The following is a 22,769-nucleotide window of genomic DNA, read 5'->3' as shown; positions in this document are numbered from 1 at the left end:
GTTTTGATTCCGCTTTGTATATATCAAGTGGCGTAAATCTACAATTATCGTGATGGTACTCTAAAAAAGGGGCTGACATAAATAGATTTTCTACTCTATGTGGCTTCTTACTCCATGTCGAAATGCCCAGTGAGGCGGGAGCGAAGCCTCCTTGGTTAAACTCTCGAACAGGGATGTTCTTGAGAAGACTCGGTGTGTTTATGTTTTTAGAAATGGCTCAAAATATTTGGAGCCGTGATGCTATAAATACAGAGTGTAAAAATCACGTCATTTTTATGCTAATTACGACGTCAAATAAGGCCGGAACAGAAAATTTTTATTGCAAAAAGAAACACGGGGAAATATGGCAATTTGGCCATAAACTTTACTTGCGACACTCATTTATCTTAAACGCGACAAAACCCTTATCAATAGGGGCTTTAAAGGGGTGTTCCATGCTCAAAACGCATAGCCAGAATGAAGAAATTTCAATTGTCGATTTGATTAACTGAGCGTACCTAGGATTCAGTAAAAACAACTTGGCTGTCGGGATTTGCGGAACCGGGCCCTTGATTAGGATTAAGACTATGGCACATGTGTCAGTAAATGTTGCACAACCCGTCTCTTTCTTTAAAGAAGGCATCGTTGCTCTTGTTAAAACCGCTGTTTCAGACGCGATTGTTGCTCATAAAGCAAAACGTCAGGAACGCCGTGTTGCCAAGATCCTGAACAATCTGGATCCACGCCTCGTACGTGACATTATTCCACAGTAAAGAATACAGTAAAAAATGCTGTAGTAATACGGTGAGAGCGGTGTTGCTAGAACACGTTCTATAAACTGTATGAATACGCAAACGCTTATCCAAAAGGACAGGCGTTAAAGAAACCCCCGGCTTAAAGGCGCGGGGGTTTTTCATTTCTGGACAGATGGCTTTTGCCCCGAACAGATCAGGAGTTCACTAGGGGTCTCAAAACCGTCATTGGCCTCAAATTGGCGCATGGCTTCGGTCACGTCTTGCCATATCTTTTCCTGTATTTCTGTATCTTGTCCTGCCAACATCCTTTGTAGGGAGACGGCAATATCACGGCGCCATTGGACAAAATCTTCTGTCGTTTTAAATCGCAAAGGAGCTTCTATGATTTCCTGTTCGATATTGATAAACCCGGCCTGAGAAAAGAGATCTGCAAATAAATCCGGCGTGCCCAGAGCGAAGGGGCCGGGCTGATGTGTTTTTGGGGCGGGTGACATATCTGATGGGTTTGGCAGGTTTAATCGATCCCGGATAACTTGTGGCGGTATCGTAAAGAACGGGCTTTTATCAGCTGTGGTAAAGACAACGGCGGCAAAGGACCCTGATGGTTTCAGGACGCGATGGATTTCCTGTAAACCCCTGAGAGGATCGGGCAGGAACATCATACCCAGACGTGAAATGACGGCATCAAAGCTGTTATCTATCAGGGCAAGGTTTTCTGCGTCCATTACTTCGGTAGCGATGTTCTTGACATCCCTTGCCTGTGCGATTTCCTTAGAAATTTTGATAAAGGCGGGCGAAATATCCGTGGCAAGAACGGACCCTGTTTCACCAACCAGCTTTGCGGCTATAAGTGACTGACTGCCATCACCAGCGGCAATATCCAGAACGTGGTGTCCTGTTTCTACGCCTGCTTGATCCAGCATGATTTCTGTAGCGACGCTCAGGAAATCGTTCACCACGGGCATCCATCTGTGCCAGTCAGAAGCAGCACGTTCCCAGTCCTCTATTTCAGTTTGTTTAAACGCTGCGCCAGCGAGGCTATTTGTTTTTGTCATGAAAAGATGTTCTCGGGATGAAAGCTGTATAGTTGATGGCAGGGAATAGAAAATAAGCTGTAAAATCAATTATAAATCAAGGGTACGCGTACCTTAGCTATCATCCTTTTTGCCAAAAGCATAGCCCAGCGCCCCGGCAATAATAGTGGCTGCTTCGCCTTCCAACGCGCCGTTGAGCGCAAGGATAGCAACAATCGGCAAGGCAATACTCAGCACAGTGTAGCGGATAAACTGCCAGCCAATCCCCCGGGTTTCCCCGTCTTTGCCGCTTTTACGATTAAGATGCCCGATAATCAGAACGACAATAACAGAACCTGCGAGAATGAGTGTGGTTAATGAGATTAGAAGTTCGTTTGTTGCCTGTGTCATACCTCTGCCTTTTGTTATTATGTATGGTTGCCTTCTTATAGTATGGGGGCTCAGAACAAAGGTCCAGTTACTAGCAAGTTGGCGCTTATTCTTGCGCTGATTTATTTCTGCTATCATCTGTGTTAGTTAAATTTAAACAACTAACAAAAAAGCCGTATTTTGTTAGTTGTGGGCTTGTAGCTCTCATTGATGTTAGTTACATTCAACAACTCACAAAAATGGCTGAAAATTTTAGTTAGGTATGCGGATGGACAAAAAATCCAGAGTTGGTCACTTCGTTAAGGGATCGGCTGTGGCCGGGGAAAATTATCATGCTTATGTCCCTAAACCTCTGCCGCCAGTGCCGCCGCTGGATATGACTAATTTATTTCCTTTACTAGATCAGGCCAGTACGGCGATGGGACGTTTGGATGGTATGAGCCTCGTGCTGCCTGATGCATCGCTTTTTTTGTATATGTATATCAGAAAAGAAGCTGTTTTATCTTCTCAGATTGAGGGAACGCAATCTTCGCTGTCTGATTTGCTTCTGTTTGAATCAGAGGAAGCCCCCGGTGCACCTATTGATGATGTAACAGAAGTTTCCTGTTATGTCGCTGCAATGAATTATGGCCTGGAGAGAATGAAAGATTTTCCGCTTTCTCTTCGCTTGATTAAGGAAATCCACGAAAAGCTGATGAATAATGCTCGCGGCGGAAACAAACAACCGGGAGAGTTCCGTTCATCACAAAACTGGCTTGGCGGTGTCAGCCCCGGTACGGCAACTTTTGTGCCCCCACCACCGGAATATTTGATGGACAACTTAAACACGTTTGAGACTTTTTTGCATGACCCGGCGGTCAAGTTACCAGCTCTTGTAAAAGCTGCGTTGGCTCATGTTCAATTTGAAACCATACACCCCTTTCTGGACGGGAACGGACGGTTAGGGCGGCTGTTAATCACATTTATTCTGTGTCACGAAGGTGTTTTAAGGCAGCCACTTCTATATTTGAGCTTGTATCTTAAAACCCATCGCCAGCGTTATTATGAACTATTACAGTTAGTGCGGGAAACTGGTGATTGGGAAAGATGGATTGAATTCTTTTTAACCGGAGTTATTGAAACGGCAGAGCAGGCATCAGAAACAGCGCAGGCAATTGTCGCTCTGTTTGCTCAGGATAAAGATACCATTCACAATTCAGGGAAATCGACGGCTGCTGTACTGGCCATTCATTATTATCTGCAAAGCCATCCTGTTACGACAACACGCAAAATTAAGACAGCGCTAGAAGTTTCGTTGCCTACTGTTCTAAGAAGCCTGAAAGCTTTGGAGGATTTGGGAATTGTTAAGGAGATTACAGGGAAAGATCGAAACAAAGTCTTTATGTATGATCAATTTATATCCTTGTTAAACAAGGGAACTGAACCACTGTAAGCTGGCGTCTTTAATAATAGCTCAAACAGGTAATATGGAGAAAAGCGAAAAATGATGCGGTTGTTTAAGCAGCTAATGGGGCGGATTTTCTGGCAACCAACCTGGTGCGCTTTTGTATTGTCTTACTTTATTCTCTGGCCTCATCTGGGTTTTGCGCAGAGTTTTCAAACGCAATCCAAACATTGCAATAATCCGGATGCTTCGGCGGCATTGCGGGTTGAGGCTTGTAGTTGGCTTATCCATTCCGGTGATTTGCCGGACAAAGGGTATGGGATTGTCTATCGGCTGCGGGCGCTAGCGCAGATTGAGGACGGGCAGTATGAGGCTGCGGTTGCGGATTTGACGCAGGCAATTTCTTATGACCCCAAGCGGGTATCCAATTACCTTGAAAGAGCATCCGCCTATAGTGATCTTGATAACTATGATCTGGCTTTGGAAGATTATAATTCGGTAATTTTCAGGGATCCGCGCAATGCAGATGCTTACTATTATCGGGCCGGTATTTTTTCTGATCGAGATCAACTTGATATGGCCATTCTGGATTACAGAGCTGCGGTCCGCCTTAATCCCAAGGATTCCTACGCATTGAATTCACTGGCGTGGCTTCTTGCTATCAATCCGGACCAGGCTGCACGAAATGGCAAAGAGGCCATTGGCTTTGCAAAAAGGGCTGTGGAACTCGACCCAGATGACTATGAAATATGGGATACACTGGCTGCTGCCTATGTGGAAGATGGACAGTGGGAAGAAGCTCTTAAAGCCTATTTGAAAGCACAGGAAGTCGGTGGGCAGGAACGCATCGAGAGCGATCAAAACTGGCTCAGCGAAAAGGGATACTATTCTGGCGCCGTAGATGGCATTGCAAACGAGGCAACGACAGCGGCCCTCAAAGCCTGCATTTCATCAAGCTGTCAGATGTATAGCGAGTATTATTAAAGTCGGGAATTTTGATTTTCTCCAACCTTTGAACCGTATGTCGTTATGCCTTGTGGTGATTTATATAATTCACGAAAAATAGCTCACCCATCAAAGGCGACGTAGGCGATAGTCTCGGTTATTTTTCCGTCGCGTTCCATGGGAATAATCACGGCGTTAAATGTCTTGTGCTCTTTATCGAGCCAGTGAATGCTGGTGTTCAGGTAAACTGGTTTGAGGTCGGTAATGACATCTTTATGGGCCGTCCAGAATATAGTCTCGGTCTCTTTGAATTCTCCGCGAAGAATATATTTTCCCGTTAGATCCATTCCATAGACAGCGGATAATTTTGATCCCCAAAAGCTATAGAGGAAATCTTTTTTATCTTCGTGCCAGCGATTAAGGATGAGCGTTGGCCAGTAGCTGACAAAAGGTCGGCTTTGGATCAGGGGTAAGGACATCGCACGGTCACCGCTTGCCTTATCACAAAGCTCAAGGAACCTTTTGATGGCGGGATGATTAATGCTTTCTTCCAGATCTCGGCGTATTTCTGCCACGCTAGCTCTTATCCAGTGTTCGTACTAAACATGATTTCGTCACGGCGCTATTTCACATGTAATCGTGCAATATTATTCTGCCATGAAATGTGTGAATAAAGCATTTTGCCTTTGCTTAATTCTGCTTGTTTGAGTGGCAGCTTATACCTTTCGGGCCATGAATAAGAAAAGGTAAAATCTGTTTTACGTTCATAATATCGTGATATTTGGCAGAATGCCTGGGTTTCTGACTGTGATCTCTATGGTGTTCTTGTACACGCTGTGTCTATACGTGAAGAGTATATATTGAGAGCTATAGGCATTTGATTGACCTGATGATGGGCGGAGTCTTCCCAAGGGATATTTTCTTTGCCTGCGTGAATTGATCGTGAATAGTGACGAATTGTTATTCTGGCACATAAATAAAGATAATTTTTTAGTTATGTTTTGTGGGTTGTTTTAAGTAACTGTTTGAGCTGAGCAAAACAGTTACTCGATCGAGGTATGTAGAGTAGCCGGAAGGTTTATGAATTTTTTTGCAACTTTTGCTAAGCGTGAAAACAATAATTTACATGTTTTGCGGGTTCAGGCTTGATGTCTTGCATGGTATAACTAAGTGGTTGCATGCGGAAATGGGGGGTAAACAAGCGATAGGTGTTCGTTATGTTATACCTTGTGCGTGCGTTGTTCTTTTATCAAGTGTTTGTAGCCTTTTCTGTTGTTCTTGCAGTTGGTTCTCTGTGGCCGTTAAATGCTCTATCAACAGAGGCAAGAGTAACAACTGTCAACGTTTATAATTATCACAAAACACCGCCCTTTGTTATCGGTCCCCAACGAGGCCTGAGTTATGATCTCGTAACGTATTTAAACCGTAAGGGAGTGGGACGCTATCATTTTGTCCTCACACACTTGCCGAAAAAGCGTCTGGAAAGAGAACTGGAACTTGGCCGGAAAGTTATTGTTCCCTGGGCTTCTACCCAAGAGTTTCAGGGGCCCTATTCATACCGCTATCGTTGGACTGATCCCCTTATGAACGATGAGAATGTGTTTATCTCTGCCAGCAATAATCCCGTCGAAGTCAGTGATCTCTCTAGCTTGGATGACAAGCTGATCGGTGGGCTTTTGGGGTATCGTTATAGAGGCGTGGATGAAGGTGTGCGCAGGGGGCGATTGAAACGCACAAATGTACCGGATGAGCGTGCTTTACTTCGTTTGGTTTCTCATCATCGTGTCGATGTGGGGATCTTATCTCAGTCTTCTGCCAGATATTTGATCAAAGAAATTGGTCTTGAGGATCAGATCCATCTGGGGGAAAGAAAACAGAGTATCTTTGCCCGTCAGATATTGATTAATGGCTATATGCCAAGACTTAAAAAGTTTTTGAATGATGTTGTGGTTTCTATGAAACGAGATGCTGAATGGGTTGCCATAATGGCGAAATACCATCTGGTATCTTCTTTGCTGGATCAGCGGCAAAAAAACTCATTGCCGCATGCGAGTGAGCCTGAAGTGAAAGACAGTAAGGTGCAATATGAGGGTACAGAGGCGATACCTGGTCGATGTTCCAGAATTTGAGCTCCAGAGTTTGAGTTGTATAACTTGAACTCTGGGATTTTGAAATCACAGTATTGATATAGTTTTATTTACATAATTTTTTAATAAAAAGAGACACTTCGGTTAACTGCTTCTTAAAACTACTTCTCTAAAACATAAACACTTGATCACAAGGTATTGCCGGGCGCAATATCACTGTTAATGCTTGTAAAATGTAACGTATTCAAAGGAATAGCCGAATTTCTTTGGAAAAGGGGTGTGAAATGATTTGGGGGCAGAAGCTGGGTGCAAGAGGTTTTGCTGGTGTTTTAGCTGGTTTAATCTTGACTTTTGCGTCGTCTGTACAGGCCGAAGAGGCTTGTGGAGAGCTTACAGTGGGGTGGATTGACTGGCCCCCCTATCAGATGGTCGGCAAAAACGGTGACGATACTCAACCTGTAGGGGTTGATATCAGCGCTGCGGAAAAATATCTCGGCGCTTTGGGTTGTGATCTGAAATATGTCTCCAAGCCGTGGGCACGTTTATTGAAAGCGTTGGAAGAGGGACGTTTGGACGTACTTTTGGGCATGTCCAATACAGAAGAGCGCCGTAAATACGCCAACTTTAGTGCGCCGTATCGAAATGAAACCGTCTGGCTTTTCATGCTGGCCAACCAGCACGACTTTGACCATTTTACGAGTTTGAAAGATATTATCGGCTCATCCTTTAGGCTGGGTGTCTCACGGAATGCCTATTACGGTGAAGAATATTTGACGCTGATGGAAAATCCGAAATTTAAAGACCGGGTTTTTCAGGCGATAGGTGGTGAAAATTTCCAGATGTTGATCAGTGATCGTGTAGATGGGTTTCTTGTTGATAAGGAAACAGGTAAAGCGCGGATTAAGGCCGATGGCCTGGAAGGTGTTGTTATTCCCCATGAAAACGTCAAGGTGGAGTTGGGACCTGTGCATATCATGTTGGGTAAAAACAGTCTGTCTCCAGATCTGTTAAAGAAGCTCAACGCAATTATTCAACAGGATATGATTATTCCACAAAGTTAGGGCATATCAAGTCAATGCCTGAAACCTGTTAATTGCAAATTTTCAGAACCTTTTAATCTTTCTGGTGCATGCTTAACAAAGGTCAGATAAAACCAATACCGAAAAGGGATATGGATTTCAGATGAAGAAATATGAACTGGTTCTGGAACACAGTCGCGAAGATCTCAATGAAAAAGTGACTTCCTTGCTCAATGAGGGATGGGACGTGTGCGGTAGTTTGATTATCAATAGAGATGATGAAGGTTTTCCCTATTTTTACCAACCTATGATCAAGCGGGATTGAGTTCTTTATCTCGAAACCCTAAAAATCTAGCTTTAATATCCGGCCCTTGGCAGTGAATGCTTCATCCATAAATTGGGTGATAATTGTCTCTACGGACTCAATGGCATTGGCAAAACAGGCACTTTGTCCGTAATCGAGTAATCCCTGATCCGTATTGCCGGATGTGTAGGCTTCTTTTGCGAGCTTGCCATTGAGCAGATGCGTGTAATCTTCGTAAGTTTCCTTGCCCTGATTTTCCAGCGCGAGGACTGCCTGTGCTGTTTGATTATCCAGAACCCGGTGGTGGTTCTTCAATTTGCTTTGAACCACGATGCTGTCCAATCCGGTGCCTTCGGCTACGCGCTGTTTATAGTCTTTGTGGGCTTGGAGCTCACTGGAAACCAGCATCCGGGTCCCCATCAGAATGCCGTCGCATCCCATGGCAAGGGCCGCTGTTAGCTGACTGCCGTGACCAATGCCACCGCCGAGAATGACGGGAACAGATAGTTTTTGCGGCCCGTCAGCAGCTTGAACCATTGACCCGACCATCATGTAGCCGGGGTGCCCACCACACTCAGCCCCGACCAGACTGATTGCATCGACACCTGCACGTTCAGCAGAAAGGGCAAAGCGAACGGCCGGAACTTTATGAATGACTTTGATCCCGGCTTCTTTCATGAAGGGGATGATAGGGCCGGGATTGCCGCCAGCCGTTTCGACCACCGCAACGTTTTCATCCCGTACCACTGTCAGCAGTTTTTCCAGTCGGTCATTGGCGTCCTGTCGGGGAGATATATAGAGGTTTACCCCGAAGGATTTACCGCCGGAGAGATCCCGGCATTTCTGGATTTCGTCCTGAAGCTGTTTGGGGTCGGGAAAGGTCAATGCAGAAATAAACCCCATGGTCCCGGCATTTACCACAGCCGCAACATAGTTCGCATCAGCCAAATGCATCAACCCGCCACAAAGAATGGGGTGTTCAATGCCAAGTAAGTCGGTCAACCGGGTTCTGATCTTTGGACGTGTGTTAGGTTGCGAGGCCATTTCTATCGCTTCTGCATCTGGTTTCCAATATTGTCAAAGCTACGGTAGTGAAAGAAAAGAAACTGTGCAAAAAATAATTCAAGCACAACCTCAACTGGGTACCTTAACTGGGTAAAGGAAGGTTAATTCAGTCTTTTGCCGGTATTTACATCGAATAGATGCAACTTGTTTTCCGAAAGCTGAAGATAGACTGTATCTCCCGGTCCTATATCAGGGCGATCGCTGGTATAAAAACATATTTTCTGATCGCCAAAGCTTAGATACACGATCGTTGCCAAGCCTGTTGGCTCGACCACATCAACGGTGACCTTTATGCTATGACCCGTTTTCTTTTCTTTTGACAGGCTCAGGTGTTCCGGCCTGATGCCGCATTCTACAGTTCCTTGTTGTAAGGTCCTGAGCTTGGGAAGGGGGATGGTGCACTCATCGTTGATATTAATGAAACCATCCGAACCATTCGGTTTGTATTCTGCGGTGAAAAAATTCATGGCGGGGGAGCCGATGAACCCGGCAACAAATTTACTTTCTGGCCTGTCATAGATATCTAGCGGGGCGCCCGCCTGTTCTATATTACCTTTGTTCATAACAACAATGCGATCGGCCATGGTCATGGCTTCGATCTGATCATGAGTAACGTAGATCGACGTGGTTTTTATATCCTGATGAAGGCTTTTGATTTCCGAGCGCATTTGCACCCGAAGTTTTGCATCCAGATTAGACAGGGGCTCGTCAAACAAAAACACATCGGGACGTCGGACGATTGCCCGCCCCATGGCAACACGCTGGCGTTGCCCACCGGACAATGCTTTTGGAAGGCGTTCAAGAAGCTGATCCAGACCAAGCATTGTCGATGCACTATTGATCGCAGACGTGATCTTTTCAGTGGCAACCTTTCTGAGCTTTAGGCTAAAGCCCATGTTTGAGCGTACGCTCAGGTGTGGGTAGAGCGCGTAAGATTGAAAGACCATGGCTATGTTACGATCTTTTGGGGCAAGGTCGGTAACTGTTCTATCCCCGATTTCTATATTGCCGCCTGTAATTTCTTCCAATCCGGCGATCATCCGTAACAGGGTGGATTTACCACAGCCCGATGGCCCGACCAAAGCAATGAACTCGCCGCTGTTAATGGTCAGATCAATACCGGACAAGACAGACATTTTGCCATAGGACTTGCTAAAGTTATTTAATGTAACTGCCGACATTATCGGTACTCCTGTTAAATGTTTTAACCTTTGACTGCGCCGGCAGTCATGCCTGTGACGAGGTATTTTTGAATGAGAGCAAAGAAAATACAGGCTGGTATAAGGGCCAGAAAGCCAGCGGCCATCATTTGTCCCCAGTCCACAGAGAACTTTGAGATAAAATTGAGCAACCCGACAGGGAAGGTAACCTGGCTTTCGCTATTGATCAGCATCAGGGCAAAGAGCAATTCGCTCCACGCAGCGGTAAAGATAAAGCCGAGGGTTGCCATCATACCGGGCAGGGTCAGGGGTAAAACGATCCTGATCAATGCCTGGAAACGGGTACAGCCATCAATCATGGCGGCATCTTCAAGATCTTTGGGAACAGCATCAAAAAATGACTGCATCAGGAAGGTCGCAAAAGGCGTATTAAAAGCAGTGTATACGACAATCAATCCTGTCAGGCTATCGGTCAGCCCCAAGGGCTGCATCAGGCGATAGATCGGGGCGATGACCATCACCAGCGGAAACATCTGGGTGAGCAAAAGCAAAAAGGCGATAATAGCTTTGCCTTTGAACTTGAAACGGGAAAAGGCGTATCCTGCTGCAGAGGCAATCAAGGTTGTGCACAGGGCTGTTCCCAAGGAAACCGTGACGCTATTGAGGAAATAGGTCGGAAAGGATGTGTCTTGCAAGACAATCAGATAGTTTTCAATTGTAACCATTGACGGCCACAAGGATGTACCCTCGGTGTAGAGCAGTTTTGTTGGTGATATCGAAACTCTGAACAACCAAAAAAGCGGGAAGAGGGCAAAGAGGACGTATAGTGACAGGGCCAGATAACGTCCGGTTGACCAAAGTCTTCTGTTGATTGTGTAAGCAGTCATGTACCCGGTTCCTAGTTACCTGAATTTTCCAGAAGCTTTTTCCGCATACCAAACAGAAGTGCGGCATAGATGATCAGCAGTAAAAGCAATACCGTTGCAACAGCAGAGGCATAGCCAAAATCCAGTTTCTTGTAGGCTGTTGAGAAAATATAAGAGGCTATGGTCTGGCTGGAATTTGCGGGGCCGCCATTTGTCATGACCACAATAAGATCGGCAAAATTGGCAATCCATACGGTCCTGAGCAAAAGGGTAATGGCAATAATGGGGGCAAGCAGGGGCAGGGTTATACGTGTGAATTGCTGCCACAGCGTTGCGCCATCAATGACGGCGGCCTCGTACAGGTCTTTTGGGATAGATTGAAGCCCCGCCATAAGGGTAATGGCAAAAAAGGGAATACCAAACCAGACGTTTGCAACGATAGGTCCGATGATTGCCAATTCAGGATCGGCAAGAATGTTATAGGGTTCGTTCAGAATGCCGAGAGCGGCCAGCCAATGTGGGATTGGGCTGATAACCGGGTTGAACAGCCATGCCCAGTTCAAACCGGAAAGGAACGTTGGTACCGCCCATGGCAGAAGTACCAGTGCCTGGATCAACTTGCGTCCATAGAATGCCTGATTAAGTAACAGTGCCAGACCAAGGCCAAAAATGAATTGCAACCCAAGTGATCCGAAAGTCCAGACAAAGGTATTTTTCAACGCTAACCAGAAAACGCGATCACTTTCCAGCGCGATGAAGTGTTTGAAGCCAACCCAGCCGCGATCAAAGGGATTCAGCAGTTCGATATTTTGATAGGCATAGGAAAGACCAACCACAAGCGGCAGGATCATCACCAGCGCCAAGAGCATAAGGGCTGGACTAAGATAGAAATAGGGCTCCGCCAGACGTTTGAAGGATCTTTTTCTATGCGTAGTTGGTGGGGGTGTCAGGCCCGATGAGATCACCGGGCCTGATGTAGAAGCGGAGCTGGACATTATTTCTTGTTTTCCAACCATTCAGTCTGTGCTTCAGTCAGGTATTCACTCCATTCTGCGGCGACTTCGTCGACAGAGCGGGTGCCGAGCAACAGTTCCTGACCGCCTTCGATCAGTTTGACGTCAGCAAAGTAACCAAACTGTTTCAGATGATGGGGGAAGACCAGTGGTTCATATTCAGGTTTGTTCAGCTCTTCAAACCAACCGGCAAACTGTTCGCTTGAAAAGTGCTGATCTTGCTCGGCCCCTTTGTGCACAGGAATGACGCCGACAAACTGTGCCCAGTCAACATTGCTTTCCGGCTTGGTCAGATGGGAAATAAGCTTCCAGGATTGATCCTTGTTTTCCGAGCTAGAGAACATGGACCAGCCAGCAAAACCGATAACGGGGTAGGACTTGCCACTGGGACCAACAGGCATTGGGATAACGCCAAATTCCTCCGAGGACATTTTATCCGCGATGGCAATAAGAGCATCGGGATCCTGATCAAGCATGGCACAGGTGTTGGAATAGAAACCTGCGACAATTTCATTGAAACCCCAGTTCACACTGTCTTTCGGGGCCCAGCCGTTTTTATAGATATCAACTAGCAGGGAAAGACCTTGTTTAGAGCCTTCGCTGTCGATGGTGCTTTTTCCGTTGCTGTCAAAGAAATCTGCAGAACCGTTCATAATGGAAGAGAACATCAACCAGCCGCCGTGGCCGCCTTTGCTGCCCCGCAAGCAATAGCCGTATTTGCCATCAAGCTCGGATACTTTACGGGCTGCTTCTTTGAATTCTTCAATTGTATGAGGTGTCTGTTCTATGCCAGCTTGTTTAAAAAGTGTTTTGTTGTAGAACATCGCGCGCAGGTAAAAACCATAAGGGATCTGATAAAGATCACCACCAACAAGACGCCCCATGTTTTGTGCTTTGTCTGATAATGTCGCGGCGTGATCCCAGTCTTTGTAATAACTTTCCAAGTTTTCCAATTGATTGGCGTTGCCATAAACACCCATCCATTTATCGGGCATTTCAACAACATCTGGTGCCTGACCAGAACTGACCATCGTTGCCAGCTTTTCAAAGGCTTGCCCCCAAGGAAGAGACGTTATTTCAACTGTTGTGCCGGGGTTCGCAGCTTCAAAGGCCGCAACCTGTTGTTTGAGAAGCTCTGTCCGTTTTGGACTTGTGATAACTTCGACAAGGTTCAAGGTGGTATCAGCATAGGCCGAACCAGATAACACGGTAACGCCCAGAACCATTGCATTTATTATTTTTTTCATATTAGACTCCCTGTTGTTAAGGCGACGGTGGCGGGGTTCTTACAATTTTCTCTCGTCCGCCAGTTTGAGAGCAGAGTGAAGATCTGCTTTCAGGTCTTGCACATCCTCGAGACCAATGTTCAAACGAACCATGGTCTCGGGGATACCGAAATCTCGCATTGACGTATGTGTGCCTGCCTGTTCCAAAGATGCCTTTGCGGGGATGACGAGGCTTTCGTGCCCGCCCCAGCTAACGCCCAGATGAAACAGTTTCAGGTTATCGACAAAACGAGGAATATTAATCTGTGGGTCCAGATCTATGGAAAATAGGCCAGACGTGGCTTTGAGGCTGGCACTTTGTTCATAGTTCGCGGTTAGTACTTTGGTGATCGCGGGGTGTGATTTTAGATCATCGATTAAAATCTGGGCACTTTGCGCATGTCTGGCCATGCGGATCGAAAGGGTACGCATGCCTCGCAAAAGTAACCAGGCTTCAAAGGGGCCGAGTTTGCCGCCCATATAGGGCACGACCACACTACGAATATGTTCTATGATTTTTGAATTGGCGACCAGTACCCCGGCAACAGTATCGCTGTGACCTGAGATATATTTTGATGCGGAATGAACAACAATATCAATACCATGGGTCAAGGGCGTCTGGTTGATCGGGGTTGCGTAGGAATTATCTATAATCGTTATGACGCCATAGGCCTTGGCCAGTTTGGCGATTGCGGCCAAATCCTGTGTTTCAAAGGTCATGGTTGTCGGGTTTTCCAGATACAAGATCTTTGCACCTGACAACTTGGCCTCGATTGCTGCTAAATCAGTGCCGTCAACATAATCGGTATGAACCCCGTAACGGGGCATGAAACCTTGAAACAAGCGATAGGCATCGGGGTAAACATGGCGCACACACAAAATACGGTCGCCAGTCTGAACGTGGGCAAGGACGGCGGCTGAAATTGCGGCCATCCCACTGGCGAAAGCCAAAGCCTCGTCCCCCTTTTCCATCAGGGCCATTTTCTCTTCAAACGCCCTGACGGTCGGGTTTGATATGCGCGAATAGATATTGCTGTCACTTTCACCTTTGAAACGAGCAACCATTTCATTGTAGTTTTTAAAGGTAAAAAGGCTGCTTTGGACGATAGGGGGAACCATTGCGTTATCGGCCCATGCGGGATCATGTGCTAACAACGTGTCAGGCATAAAATCCGCAGAGTTTTCAGGTGAATGCTTGCCAGCCAAAGCGTGGTGATCAGGTAAATCGTTTTCACTTACCGTGGGTTTAGCCAAAGAGTTTTGATTGATTTTCTCGTTCATTTCAAAAACTCTCTGACTTCGTTTTCAGTGATCTCAATAATATCCTTGATTGTCTCGCGCGCTGCGTCGGGATCTTTGGCTTCCAACGCAAGCAACAGGTCGTAATGAAGAGGGAAAGACGTGTCCCCGATATGTTCATTGCCGAGTGGTTTTCGGGTGTAAACTACCCGCATTGCTTCTTGTAATTGGTTAACAATCTGATTGAAGAGTGGGTTGCCACTGGCCCGCATTATGGCGCTGTGGAATTCGACGTCTTCGTCATGGGATGGGCCGAATTTTTCGTGGGCATCTTTCAGGGTTTGCCAACAGTTTCGAATTTCGTCCATTTGTTTTTCGGTTCGATTGACTGCGGCAAGGGCGATTGCTTCGCACTCAAGAACCTTACGAACTTCGATGGTTCTGATCAGGCTTTCAGCCTCGACTTTTAGAGCAATAGGAACATGGGGAGAGGTGGGTTCAATAGGCGTGATCAAGTACGTACCGCTGCCTTGACGCCGCTCGACCATGCCGAGGGCTTCCCACCGTGTGAGAGCTTCGCGTATGGTCGAGCGGCCAACACCTAAGCGGGCTGTCAGTGTTCGCTCAGGCGGTAGCTTATCCCCCGGTTTTATGTGCTCGTCTGCGATTAGCTGGGCCAGATCATCCAGTATCCGGGCGTCATGGGTCCGCGATATTTTGGGATCTTGTTCTGTATGGGGGGTAACGCTAGGGGACAAAATCCGCTCCATTAAAATTGGTCTGACCATTTGGGTTTAAATAATGGTCAGACCAATTTAGATTGTCAAGTTTCTTTCATATTTTGATAATAAATAGCGGAATTTTTGGAATGAAATCAGGCGCTGAAATTTGATTTAGGTTTTTGATTTCATTCAAAAATTAAAAGCTGATCTGAAAATAGAAAAGAGGAAGCGATGGCTTCCTCTTTTATGATTCGTGCGTACCTTGTTGAGTACCAACGAAGTGTTTTAGCCCTTCGGGCGGACGCCTTCGAAGAAGACAAGGATTTCGACTTCCTGTGCGCTTGGGCCCATGTCCATCATGCCGTAATCACCAACAGGAATAACCACAGAGCCTTCAAAGCCTTGACGTACATAGCCCCATGGGTCGTCACCGCCGCCAATCCAGTTCACATCCATTGTGATTGGTTTGGTAATGCCTTTGATGGTCAGATCACCGCTCAGGATGGCTTTTTTCTCGCTCACGGGTTTCAGGCCGGTGCTAACAAAGGTGGCTGTCGGAAATTTGGAAACGTCCAGAAAATCAGCACTACGCAGGTGTTTATCACGCTCTGCATGATTGGAATCAAGGCTTGCGGTGTCGACGGTAATGGAAATGGAAGAGGCTTCGGGCTTGTTGGCGTCAAATTCGAACTGACCATCAAACTTGTTAAAGCGTGCCAGGATCCATGAATAACCAAGGTGGCTGATTTTAAACTGGATTGATGCATGGGCACCCTGGGTATCCAGTTGATAAGTTTCGGCCTGTGCCGTGGTCGCGTTTACGATGAGGCCACCAGAAACACCAAAAGCCAGCAGAGAGGCAATGAGGGTAGATTTAATTTTGGATTTAAACATCAGTATTTTCCTGTTTTAGATGATTGAATAAAGGGTTTGACGTGAAGAAAAACTGCACCTGATTAATAGGCCGAGCGCATGTTTAACGTTTCTTGATTTGATTTACCGTCGCTGATTTACCGTGACTTCCGAGCGCGGTTCCCTGGGGGGACGGATTTGTTGCCTCCCAAAGCATGCGTTTTAGGGTGCGATCTTTATTGATAAAGTGGTGTTTCAACGCGGCAAGGGCATGCAGGATGACAAAGCCCGCCAGTGACCATGCGATGATTTCGTGAATTAATCCGGCGGTATCTTCCAGTCCCTTGCTTGGGGGGAAAAGTGCTGGAACTTTGATGACATCAAAGACAAATATTGGGCGACCATCAGCTGTCGAGATTAGATACCCGGATAGAAAGAGGGCAAAAGGGAGAGCATAGAGCAGAAAATGAACCAGTGAAGCTGCTCTGTGTTCCAGCCTTTGTTTTTTCGCTGTCGAGTTTGAAAGCGGCAAGGGTACAAAATTAGCCAGTCGCCAGATCAACCGACAAACCATGAGTATAGCCACCAAAATGCCAATGGACTTATGCAGGCCAGGATAAGTTTTGTAGGCGGGGTCGTAATAGCTTAGCTCAACCATATAGAGGCCCAAGCCGAAAAGCCCTGTTGCGGCCACGGCTATGCTCCAGTGTAATAATCGGGCGACCCAGCCATAACTTTCAAGCGTGTTGAACATTTCTTCCATCTCTTGGCGTTTGGTGATTTCATTGTTCTGTTGTTGAGCATTGAAACCATTCATTGTCTTACACTTGAAATATCGGATGAAACATGATTTAAAAAAGTATAAATATTAGATTGAATTGATATATTTTTTAAATCGAGTTTGTTGATGACCCTGGATCAGTTACGGGCACTTTGTAGTGTTGTTGATCATGGCGGCTTTCGCGCTGCATCAGAAGCCTTACATAAAAGCCAATCTGCGATCTCTATTGCAATCCGCAACCTGGAAGAAGAACTTCGCGTTGAAATTTTTGAACGTGACGGTTATCGCCCGACCCTGACAGATCATGGTAAAGTTCTGGTGCAAAAAGCCCGCACTGTTCTTTCTCAAGCCAAGGGATTGAGTGATTTGGCCCAGCACTATGCGCAGGGAATTGAGGCTGAATTGCGTATTGTTGTCTCGGAAGTTTTTGACATTCAGCACGTTCTTGATGCGTTGCGTATTATTCGTGATCAATATCCCGCAACGCGTCTGACTTTGTTTGTCGAGAACTTCAATGCGCCGCTGGAAATTCTGGAAGACAAGGAAGCAGATATTGCTTTGGTCGCGGGCGGAGAGCTGTTCGATAAAATAGAGATGACCCGCTATGAAAAGCTTTGCCCCGTAAGCTTGATCCCGGTGGTGTCAGGTTGTTCGGATCAGACAAAGAATGCAGCTGAACTTACCGTCGAGGATATGGACGGGACGACACAGATTGTGGTGGCAGATCGAAGTCGTAACCGTGACGAGCGTAAATACGGTGTTCTGGAAACCAGTGTACCCTGGCGGGTGAATGACTTTCTAACCAAAAAGCAGATCATTCTGTCCGGTCTGGGATGGGGGCGTGTTCCCAGGCATATGATCGGCGATGAGCTGGCCTCAGGCGATTTAATCGCTCTGAGTTCACCAGATTTCGGTCCTGTTGAGATCGAAGCCTATATTTCTCGTAGCCAAGGTCATCCCTTTGGTCCTGTTGCGGAGGCTTTTTGGGATCTTGTTGTGCAGAATAATAGGCGTGTAGATGGGGATTAATTCTGTCTGGTGCTTATTTTGTAGAGAATAATTAGCAGTAGAATTTTATAAAGGCCCGAAGATTATACATAAACTCTAAGTTAATGAGTTCGTGTGCCGTGCTTTAGTATCTAAATTCTGGACCCTTTTTATCTGTTTAAGTGTTATTGCTTCCTTTTTTAACTATCATAGGTATAATTAATTCCCAAAAAGTCAATTTATTGGTTCGGGAGAGCATTATGATAAGTCGGCTGTTGTACTACATCGCGTTGTTCATATCTCAAAAACCGAAGTGGTTTGTTTTCGGGCTTCTTTTTGTCATTGTCGGACTTCCTTTTATCGGGATAGTCGGGACAAAAATATACCAAAATCTGGACAGGGATGAAAACCGGGGAGCTCTTGCTGTCAAGCAAGCGACGCTTGGCGAAAGTTACACCACGCCCGAATATCTGGCTCAGGGATGGAAACGGCAAGATAGCCTCTGGTTTTATAATACCACGCAGGGGTCTAATCTTTTGCCCTACGACTTTTTGTTGGCCCTGGAACAGCCGGAAGGGGAGCAGCCTTTTGAATGCGCGCGGAACGGGGAGACAGGCCCGTGGTTTCTGTGCGATGAGAATGTTGATTACTTTCGGTATTTACCCCAAAAAGATACTCTTTTTAATCCGGATGCTCTGCCCGTTGGATTTGTTAAGGACGTTTATCAGGGAAGGGACTATGTCGGTTATACCTGCGCAGCCTGTCATACCGGACAGGTGAACTATCAAGGGCGTGCCTTGCGAATTGATGGCGGCCCAGCCATGGCAGATATGGTAGGTTTTTTAACATCTTTGACAACGGCACTAAAGGAAACCCAACGCAATCCGGATCAGGAAAACCCGAGACTGGATCGATTTGTTGAGCGTGTATTGGCGATGGATAATGACTATTCATCCCAAGAAGAAGTCGAAGCGGATCTTGAAAAATGGGTCAATGTCAGATCGCTCTATAATGTTGTTAATCGAAGTACTTATGAAAATAAACGAGTACGATATGGCTATGCACGTCTGGATGCCTTTGGCCGAATTTTCAACCGTGTTTTACAGCATGCAATTAATCATGAGCAGGTAGAAACGACGCTTAAACTGGTTACCGTCAAGCGAAACGGTATTCAACAGCGTGTACTGACCGATGCCGAGGTTGATAAAGTTCTAGCTGATGTTCGGGGGGAAACAATCCTGAACGATGATGAATTCTGGAAAATTCTGGTCAACCTGCAATCTGACAAACCGGGGTATCCCAATTTGGGTATTCGTGATTTGCTACGTGTCCGGGATAAAATTTTCAATCCGGCAAATGCACCCGTTAGCTACCCCTTTTTGTGGGATATAACGCGTGCGGATTACGTTCAGTGGAACGGATTGGCAAGTAATGCTGCTATTGGTCCGTTGGGGCGTAATGCGGGTGAAGTAACGGGTGTTTTTGCGACCCTGGACTGGCATGAGCAAACGGGGTTCTGGGCTGAGTTTTCCAAGTTCAGTCTGCCAGCTTTTATCAGTGGTCAAGCGACCAAAGGCAAAGTTATCAATTTTAAATCGTCCATTGATCTTTTTAATCTCCAGCGTCTGGAAAGCCATCTTGTAACGTTGGAATCACCCCGATGGCCTTTCTGTCGTTCCGGAAAAACGAGCGAATACTACTTGCCAACGGGTGTTGTCGACAGTCCCGTCGACGAACGAAAGTGTGCGGAAGGTGATATCAGGCTTGATGCGGAGAAAATTTCCCGGGGACGGGTGCTGTATGCTGATAAATGCCAATCCTGTCACGAGGTTATTGTCCGCGATGACTGGGATCGAAAAGTTGTGAGTAATATGGTTGGCATCAATCACCCTGAAACAACCGATAATGCTATGGCAGAGAACAGTTCGAGCTATCTTGGGAATTCTGGTAATTTTAAAGACACCTATCAGGATGTTGGTATTGGCAAGGTTGTTGAGCGGGGGAGAGCCCCGGTTGCGCAAATATTAACCGCAGCGACCAGAGGCACAGTAACGACACCTGATCCGGATAAATGGTGGCCGAGACGCTTTGTTGAATGGATTTATGCTCTTGTCATGACACTGTTCGATAACCCTGTGAAAGCCAGTCTGAAGGCCGGTGAGTATATTCCAGATAACACGGCGCAACCCTATAACAGCCTGAAATCTTATCGTGCTCGGCCATTGAACGGTATTTGGGCCACGGCGCCATATTTGCACAACGGGTCTGTGCCGAGCCTTTATGAGTTGCTTTTGCCCAAGTCGCTTCAGGACAAATATGGCAATGATCGGGGCTGTACCACTACAGCCGTCCGGACGAATTCCTTTATGGTTGGGGCGCGTGAATTTGATCCAATAAAGGTCGGCTTTTTGACCGAGGGCTATAATGGTTTCAGGTTTGATACCACAATCAGGGGCAATAAGAATATTGGCCATGAATATGGTGCTTGCGAATTTTCCGATCAAGATCGCTGGGATCTGGTTGAGTATCTGAAATCCCTATGAGGATTATTAGGGACGTTGAGGGTATTGAGAACTGTAATCTAGTGATCATTAGCAGGGCAGCAGCTGAAGGGGAGCGAGTTATATGGATACCGCTGGAAAAGATTATCTGAAAGAATATGATGCAGCGCCGGAAGATAAAAAATATCCTTTGGTTCAGGGCTGGATGAGAACAGAGCCTTTACCCTTCTTCAAGCAGCTTCGAGAAGAACGCCCCGTCCTGCAAACACCGGAATGTACGTTGGTTGCCAAGTTTACCGATGTGCGGGATATGTTACAGATGCCCAAGATATTCACCGTTGATTTGTACAAGGTCAAAATGAGTGTGACCGGGCCGGATGATGGATACCTGATGGCGCATGATGACGATGCGTTGCACTATCGGGAAAAGTCATTGATGCAGGGGCTATTGAACCGAAACGATCTGCCGCGTGTTCGGAAAATGATCACCGAATTCTCTCGGGAAATCCTGGATGATGCTGATGGCGGTATCGAGCTGGTCAATGACTATTGCCGCATGGTGCCGGTCAGATTGGTACAGGAATACTTTGGTCTGGATGGGATCGACCGGGAAAAATTGATCCGTTGGTCCTATTGGAACCAGTATGATGCCTTTAATAATCAGCCCTTTGATATGCTTTCTGATCAGGAACACAAGCGTATCGTAGAATATCACGACGAAGCATCAAAAGAACTGGTTGCCTATATTGCGGTTTTGATGTTGCGCAAGATTATTCGCGTTAAAGTTATGGGTGTGTTTTATATGATCCTCAACCCAATCCAGAAGCTGATCTATCGTGTTTTGGGTATGGGTTCACCGAAACGATCAGACACGATGGTCATGCGCATGATCCGGACGAAGTTTGCGAAGCAGGTTGATTTTCCGCTGACCCGCGTGGGCACCAATGCGGGGGGCCTGTTGATCGGGGCGATCGAAACAACGTCTCAGGCCGTGGCGCAGGTGGTTGAATATTTCATTGAACATCCTACCATCTTGAAGCAGGCAAAAGATAAAGCGCAAGGTAGTGATGTAGCGGCTTTTGATGCTATGGTTTGGGAAGCGTTACGTTTCAGGCCAATACGACCAGATATTTTTCGTCAAGCCGCCAGTGACTATACAATGGCCAAAGGTACGAACCACGAAACAGAAATCAAGGCCGGAACAATCGTTCGTCTGTTGATACATTCAGCCATGTTTGACACCTATGCCTATGAGGATCCGGATAGCTTTAATCCCGATCGAAATTTTTACCATAACTTTGCGCTGGGCTTTGGCCCGCACCAATGTTTGGGTAAATACGTTGGCATGGAAATGATCCCGGCGATGGTCCGCGAAGTTGTCCTGCAAAGCGACCTGACCAGCGAGAGTAAAATCAGCTACATCAACCCGCTTTTCCCCGACCGCGAAGGACCATTTCCGGAAGATTACCATGTCAGTTGGTCTTAGAATAAAGTTTTTCTGATAGAAAATTTTCGCGGAAGTTGCTAAAGGGTTATTTCGCTTCTTCTGTGAGTTTGTCTTCTGTGTTCTTGGTGGCCTTCCAGACAATGCTGCGTCCAATGGCATAGACTTTACAGGGCTGCCCGTAAGAATTTTTTTCACAGCTTTCAATCGCGGGCCTAACGGATTTTAGGTTGTTGCCAAGACAACGATAATTTGCCGGGCAATAATAATATCCGTAACTGCTACGTCCATCTTCAGAAACCGCGAACACAGCTGAATTTGTTTTTAAATACTTATCAAAAGCTTCTTGTACTTCATTTCCTAAAACAATTGGTCCTGATCCAATATGAGGTTGTAAAGAAGCGCTTTTGCACCCCATCATTAGCAAGGTAAAGGACAGTAATAGATATTTTTTCATGATGTTCCTGTAAAAAAAGTGGTTGTAACGCAAAGGGGAAATTCAATTTTTTTTACGTTGATCTTCTCATAATTAAAAGTCTTTTATTGCTTAATTATTTCGGGTGATTTTGATGAGGCCTGATACTTGTATGAGGAGGTGGAGAATAAGTGAAGTTAATAATAACGCCCCGAACTAGAATATACGATAAAAGCCTTTGCAAGGTGGTTTAGTTTACAAGAAAGTTTCCGGATTAATCATCCACCCGCCAGCCTTGGAATAAGAAAAACTTCGCTGTCTTCAGGGATGGGTTGGAACCAGTCGTCGCGGTAGATGGTGCCGTTGATGGCTACGGCGATGCCTTTTTCCAGTTCGGGTTTTAGGTCAGGGCACTGCTTTTCCACACCGTTCAGCAACTGTCGGATATTTTTTGCTTCTATTTCAAGCGAAGAAATACCGCCAGCAGCCTGTTGGATTGTGCCAGAAAGGGTGACTTGAACCATAGTATAAACCTAAATTTTAAGCCTTTAGAGTACCAAGCAACCCTTTTGCAGATAAAGGG

Annotated in this window: 23 protein-coding genes; 9 read left to right on the top strand and 14 right to left on the bottom strand. The window is 46.2% G+C overall.

Going from position 1 to position 22,769, the window contains the following annotated elements; all coding sequences use genetic code 11:
• The first annotated feature begins 566 nt into the window (after positions 1–566).
• The gene (locus tag BKB51_RS02840) at positions 567–752 is read left to right on the top strand and encodes a hypothetical protein (RefSeq protein WP_047762982.1); all 186 of its coding nucleotides are present in this window, start codon (positions 567–569) and stop codon (positions 750–752) included.
• A 140-nt stretch (positions 753–892) separates the two neighbouring features.
• Here the strand turns inward: BKB51_RS02840 and BKB51_RS02835 are convergent, their stop codons facing one another.
• Together BKB51_RS02835 and BKB51_RS02830 are read right to left on the bottom strand one after the other, a co-directional pair.
• The gene (locus tag BKB51_RS02835; RefSeq protein ID WP_085899576.1) at positions 893–1,789 is read right to left on the bottom strand and encodes a class I SAM-dependent methyltransferase; all 897 of its coding nucleotides are present in this window, start codon (positions 1,787–1,789) and stop codon (positions 893–895) included.
• Positions 1,790–1,882: 93 nt separating this feature from the next.
• Positions 1,883–2,158 carry a hypothetical protein gene (locus tag BKB51_RS02830; RefSeq protein WP_085899575.1) on the bottom strand — a complete coding sequence of 92 codons (276 nt, stop codon included), beginning with the start codon at positions 2,156–2,158 and terminating at the stop codon, positions 1,883–1,885.
• 247 nt (positions 2,159–2,405) lie between these two features.
• Here BKB51_RS02830 and BKB51_RS02825 point away from each other — a divergent pair, with 247 nt between their 5' ends.
• Positions 2,406–3,569: a Fic family protein gene (locus BKB51_RS02825; RefSeq protein ID WP_085899574.1), complete on the top strand. Its 1,164-nt coding sequence runs from the start codon at positions 2,406–2,408 to the stop codon at positions 3,567–3,569.
• A 51-nt stretch (positions 3,570–3,620) separates the two neighbouring features.
• A complete protein-coding gene (locus BKB51_RS02820) occupies positions 3,621–4,505 on the top strand; it encodes a tetratricopeptide repeat protein (protein ID WP_085899573.1) in 885 nt (294 codons plus the stop codon).
• 83 nt (positions 4,506–4,588) lie between these two features.
• Here BKB51_RS02820 and BKB51_RS02815 read toward each other — a convergent pair whose 3' ends face one another.
• Complete coding sequence (locus tag BKB51_RS02815) at positions 4,589–5,041, bottom strand: PAS domain-containing protein (RefSeq protein ID WP_085899572.1); 453 nt, start codon at positions 5,039–5,041, stop codon at positions 4,589–4,591.
• A gap of 642 nt (positions 5,042–5,683) precedes the next feature.
• Between BKB51_RS02815 and BKB51_RS02810 the strand changes: the two genes are divergently transcribed.
• The 3 genes from BKB51_RS02810 (at position 5,684) to BKB51_RS02800 (ending at position 7,897) form a co-directional block, all read left to right on the top strand.
• Positions 5,684–6,595, top strand: coding sequence for a substrate-binding periplasmic protein (locus BKB51_RS02810; RefSeq protein WP_085899571.1), 912 nt, complete (start codon positions 5,684–5,686; stop codon positions 6,593–6,595).
• A 242-nt stretch (positions 6,596–6,837) separates the two neighbouring features.
• A complete protein-coding gene (locus BKB51_RS02805) occupies positions 6,838–7,614 on the top strand; it encodes a substrate-binding periplasmic protein (protein WP_085899570.1) in 777 nt (258 codons plus the stop codon).
• A gap of 121 nt (positions 7,615–7,735) precedes the next feature.
• Complete coding sequence (locus BKB51_RS02800; protein WP_085899569.1) at positions 7,736–7,897, top strand: DUF1737 domain-containing protein; 162 nt, start codon at positions 7,736–7,738, stop codon at positions 7,895–7,897.
• An 18-nt stretch (positions 7,898–7,915) separates the two neighbouring features.
• On the opposite strand, the gene BKB51_RS02795 is transcribed toward BKB51_RS02800, so the two are convergent.
• The 9 genes from BKB51_RS02795 to BKB51_RS02755 form a co-directional block, all read right to left on the bottom strand.
• A complete protein-coding gene (locus BKB51_RS02795) occupies positions 7,916–8,920 on the bottom strand; it encodes an NAD(P)H-dependent flavin oxidoreductase (RefSeq protein ID WP_085899568.1) in 1,005 nt (334 codons plus the stop codon).
• Positions 8,921–9,042: 122 nt separating this feature from the next.
• On the bottom strand, positions 9,043–10,122 hold the full coding sequence (locus tag BKB51_RS02790; protein ID WP_085899567.1) for an ABC transporter ATP-binding protein: 1,080 nt from the start codon (positions 10,120–10,122) through the stop codon (positions 9,043–9,045).
• A 23-nt stretch (positions 10,123–10,145) separates the two neighbouring features.
• Entirely contained in the window at positions 10,146–10,988 is an 843-nt protein-coding gene (locus BKB51_RS02785) for a carbohydrate ABC transporter permease (protein WP_085899566.1), read from the bottom strand.
• A gap of 11 nt (positions 10,989–10,999) precedes the next feature.
• A complete protein-coding gene (locus BKB51_RS02780) occupies positions 11,000–11,962 on the bottom strand; it encodes a carbohydrate ABC transporter permease (protein ID WP_085900188.1) in 963 nt (320 codons plus the stop codon).
• On the bottom strand, positions 11,962–13,227 hold the full coding sequence (locus tag BKB51_RS02775; RefSeq protein ID WP_085899565.1) for an ABC transporter substrate-binding protein: 1,266 nt from the start codon (positions 13,225–13,227) through the stop codon (positions 11,962–11,964). Before BKB51_RS02775 ends, BKB51_RS02780 begins: the two co-directional genes overlap by 1 nt.
• Positions 13,228–13,266: 39 nt before the next feature.
• Entirely contained in the window at positions 13,267–14,526 is a 1,260-nt protein-coding gene (locus tag BKB51_RS02770; RefSeq protein ID WP_198946609.1) for an aminotransferase class I/II-fold pyridoxal phosphate-dependent enzyme, read from the bottom strand.
• Complete coding sequence (locus tag BKB51_RS02765; protein ID WP_158090124.1) at positions 14,523–15,242, bottom strand: FadR/GntR family transcriptional regulator; 720 nt, start codon at positions 15,240–15,242, stop codon at positions 14,523–14,525. Before BKB51_RS02765 ends, BKB51_RS02770 begins: the two co-directional genes overlap by 4 nt.
• Before the next feature lie 249 nt (positions 15,243–15,491).
• The gene (locus tag BKB51_RS02760; protein ID WP_085899563.1) at positions 15,492–16,100 is read right to left on the bottom strand and encodes a YceI family protein; all 609 of its coding nucleotides are present in this window, start codon (positions 16,098–16,100) and stop codon (positions 15,492–15,494) included.
• A gap of 82 nt (positions 16,101–16,182) precedes the next feature.
• Positions 16,183–16,875, bottom strand: a complete 693-nt coding sequence (locus tag BKB51_RS02755; RefSeq protein ID WP_198946608.1) for a cytochrome b — start codon at positions 16,873–16,875, stop codon at positions 16,183–16,185.
• Between the two features lie 90 nt (positions 16,876–16,965).
• On the opposite strand from BKB51_RS02755, the gene BKB51_RS02750 reads away from it, so the two are divergent.
• The 3 genes from BKB51_RS02750 to BKB51_RS02740 all read left to right on the top strand — a co-directional run bounded on the left by BKB51_RS02750 (position 16,966) and on the right by BKB51_RS02740 (position 21,813).
• Positions 16,966–17,868 (top strand): LysR family transcriptional regulator, encoded by a 903-nt coding sequence (locus tag BKB51_RS02750; protein ID WP_085899562.1) that lies wholly within the window; start codon positions 16,966–16,968, stop codon positions 17,866–17,868.
• Between the two features lie 218 nt (positions 17,869–18,086).
• On the top strand, positions 18,087–20,369 hold the full coding sequence (locus tag BKB51_RS02745) for a di-heme-cytochrome C peroxidase (protein ID WP_085899561.1): 2,283 nt from the start codon (positions 18,087–18,089) through the stop codon (positions 20,367–20,369).
• An 82-nt stretch (positions 20,370–20,451) separates the two neighbouring features.
• A complete protein-coding gene (locus BKB51_RS02740; RefSeq protein WP_085899560.1) occupies positions 20,452–21,813 on the top strand; it encodes a cytochrome P450 in 1,362 nt (453 codons plus the stop codon).
• A 46-nt stretch (positions 21,814–21,859) separates the two neighbouring features.
• Here BKB51_RS02740 and BKB51_RS02735 read toward each other — a convergent pair whose 3' ends face one another.
• Positions 21,860–22,228 (bottom strand): hypothetical protein, encoded by a 369-nt coding sequence (locus tag BKB51_RS02735; RefSeq protein ID WP_085899559.1) that lies wholly within the window; start codon positions 22,226–22,228, stop codon positions 21,860–21,862.
• A gap of 236 nt (positions 22,229–22,464) precedes the next feature.
• Positions 22,465–22,710, bottom strand: a complete 246-nt coding sequence (locus BKB51_RS02730; RefSeq protein ID WP_085899558.1) for a MoaD/ThiS family protein — start codon at positions 22,708–22,710, stop codon at positions 22,465–22,467.
• Between the last annotated feature and the right edge of the window lie 59 nt (positions 22,711–22,769).

It is taken from the genome of Kiloniella majae (assembly GCF_002118315.1).
Taxonomy (GTDB): domain Bacteria; phylum Pseudomonadota; class Alphaproteobacteria; order Kiloniellales; family Kiloniellaceae; genus Kiloniella; species Kiloniella majae.
The sequence above is the reverse complement of the archived record's forward strand: the minus strand, read 5'-3'. Positions and strand labels throughout refer to the sequence as shown.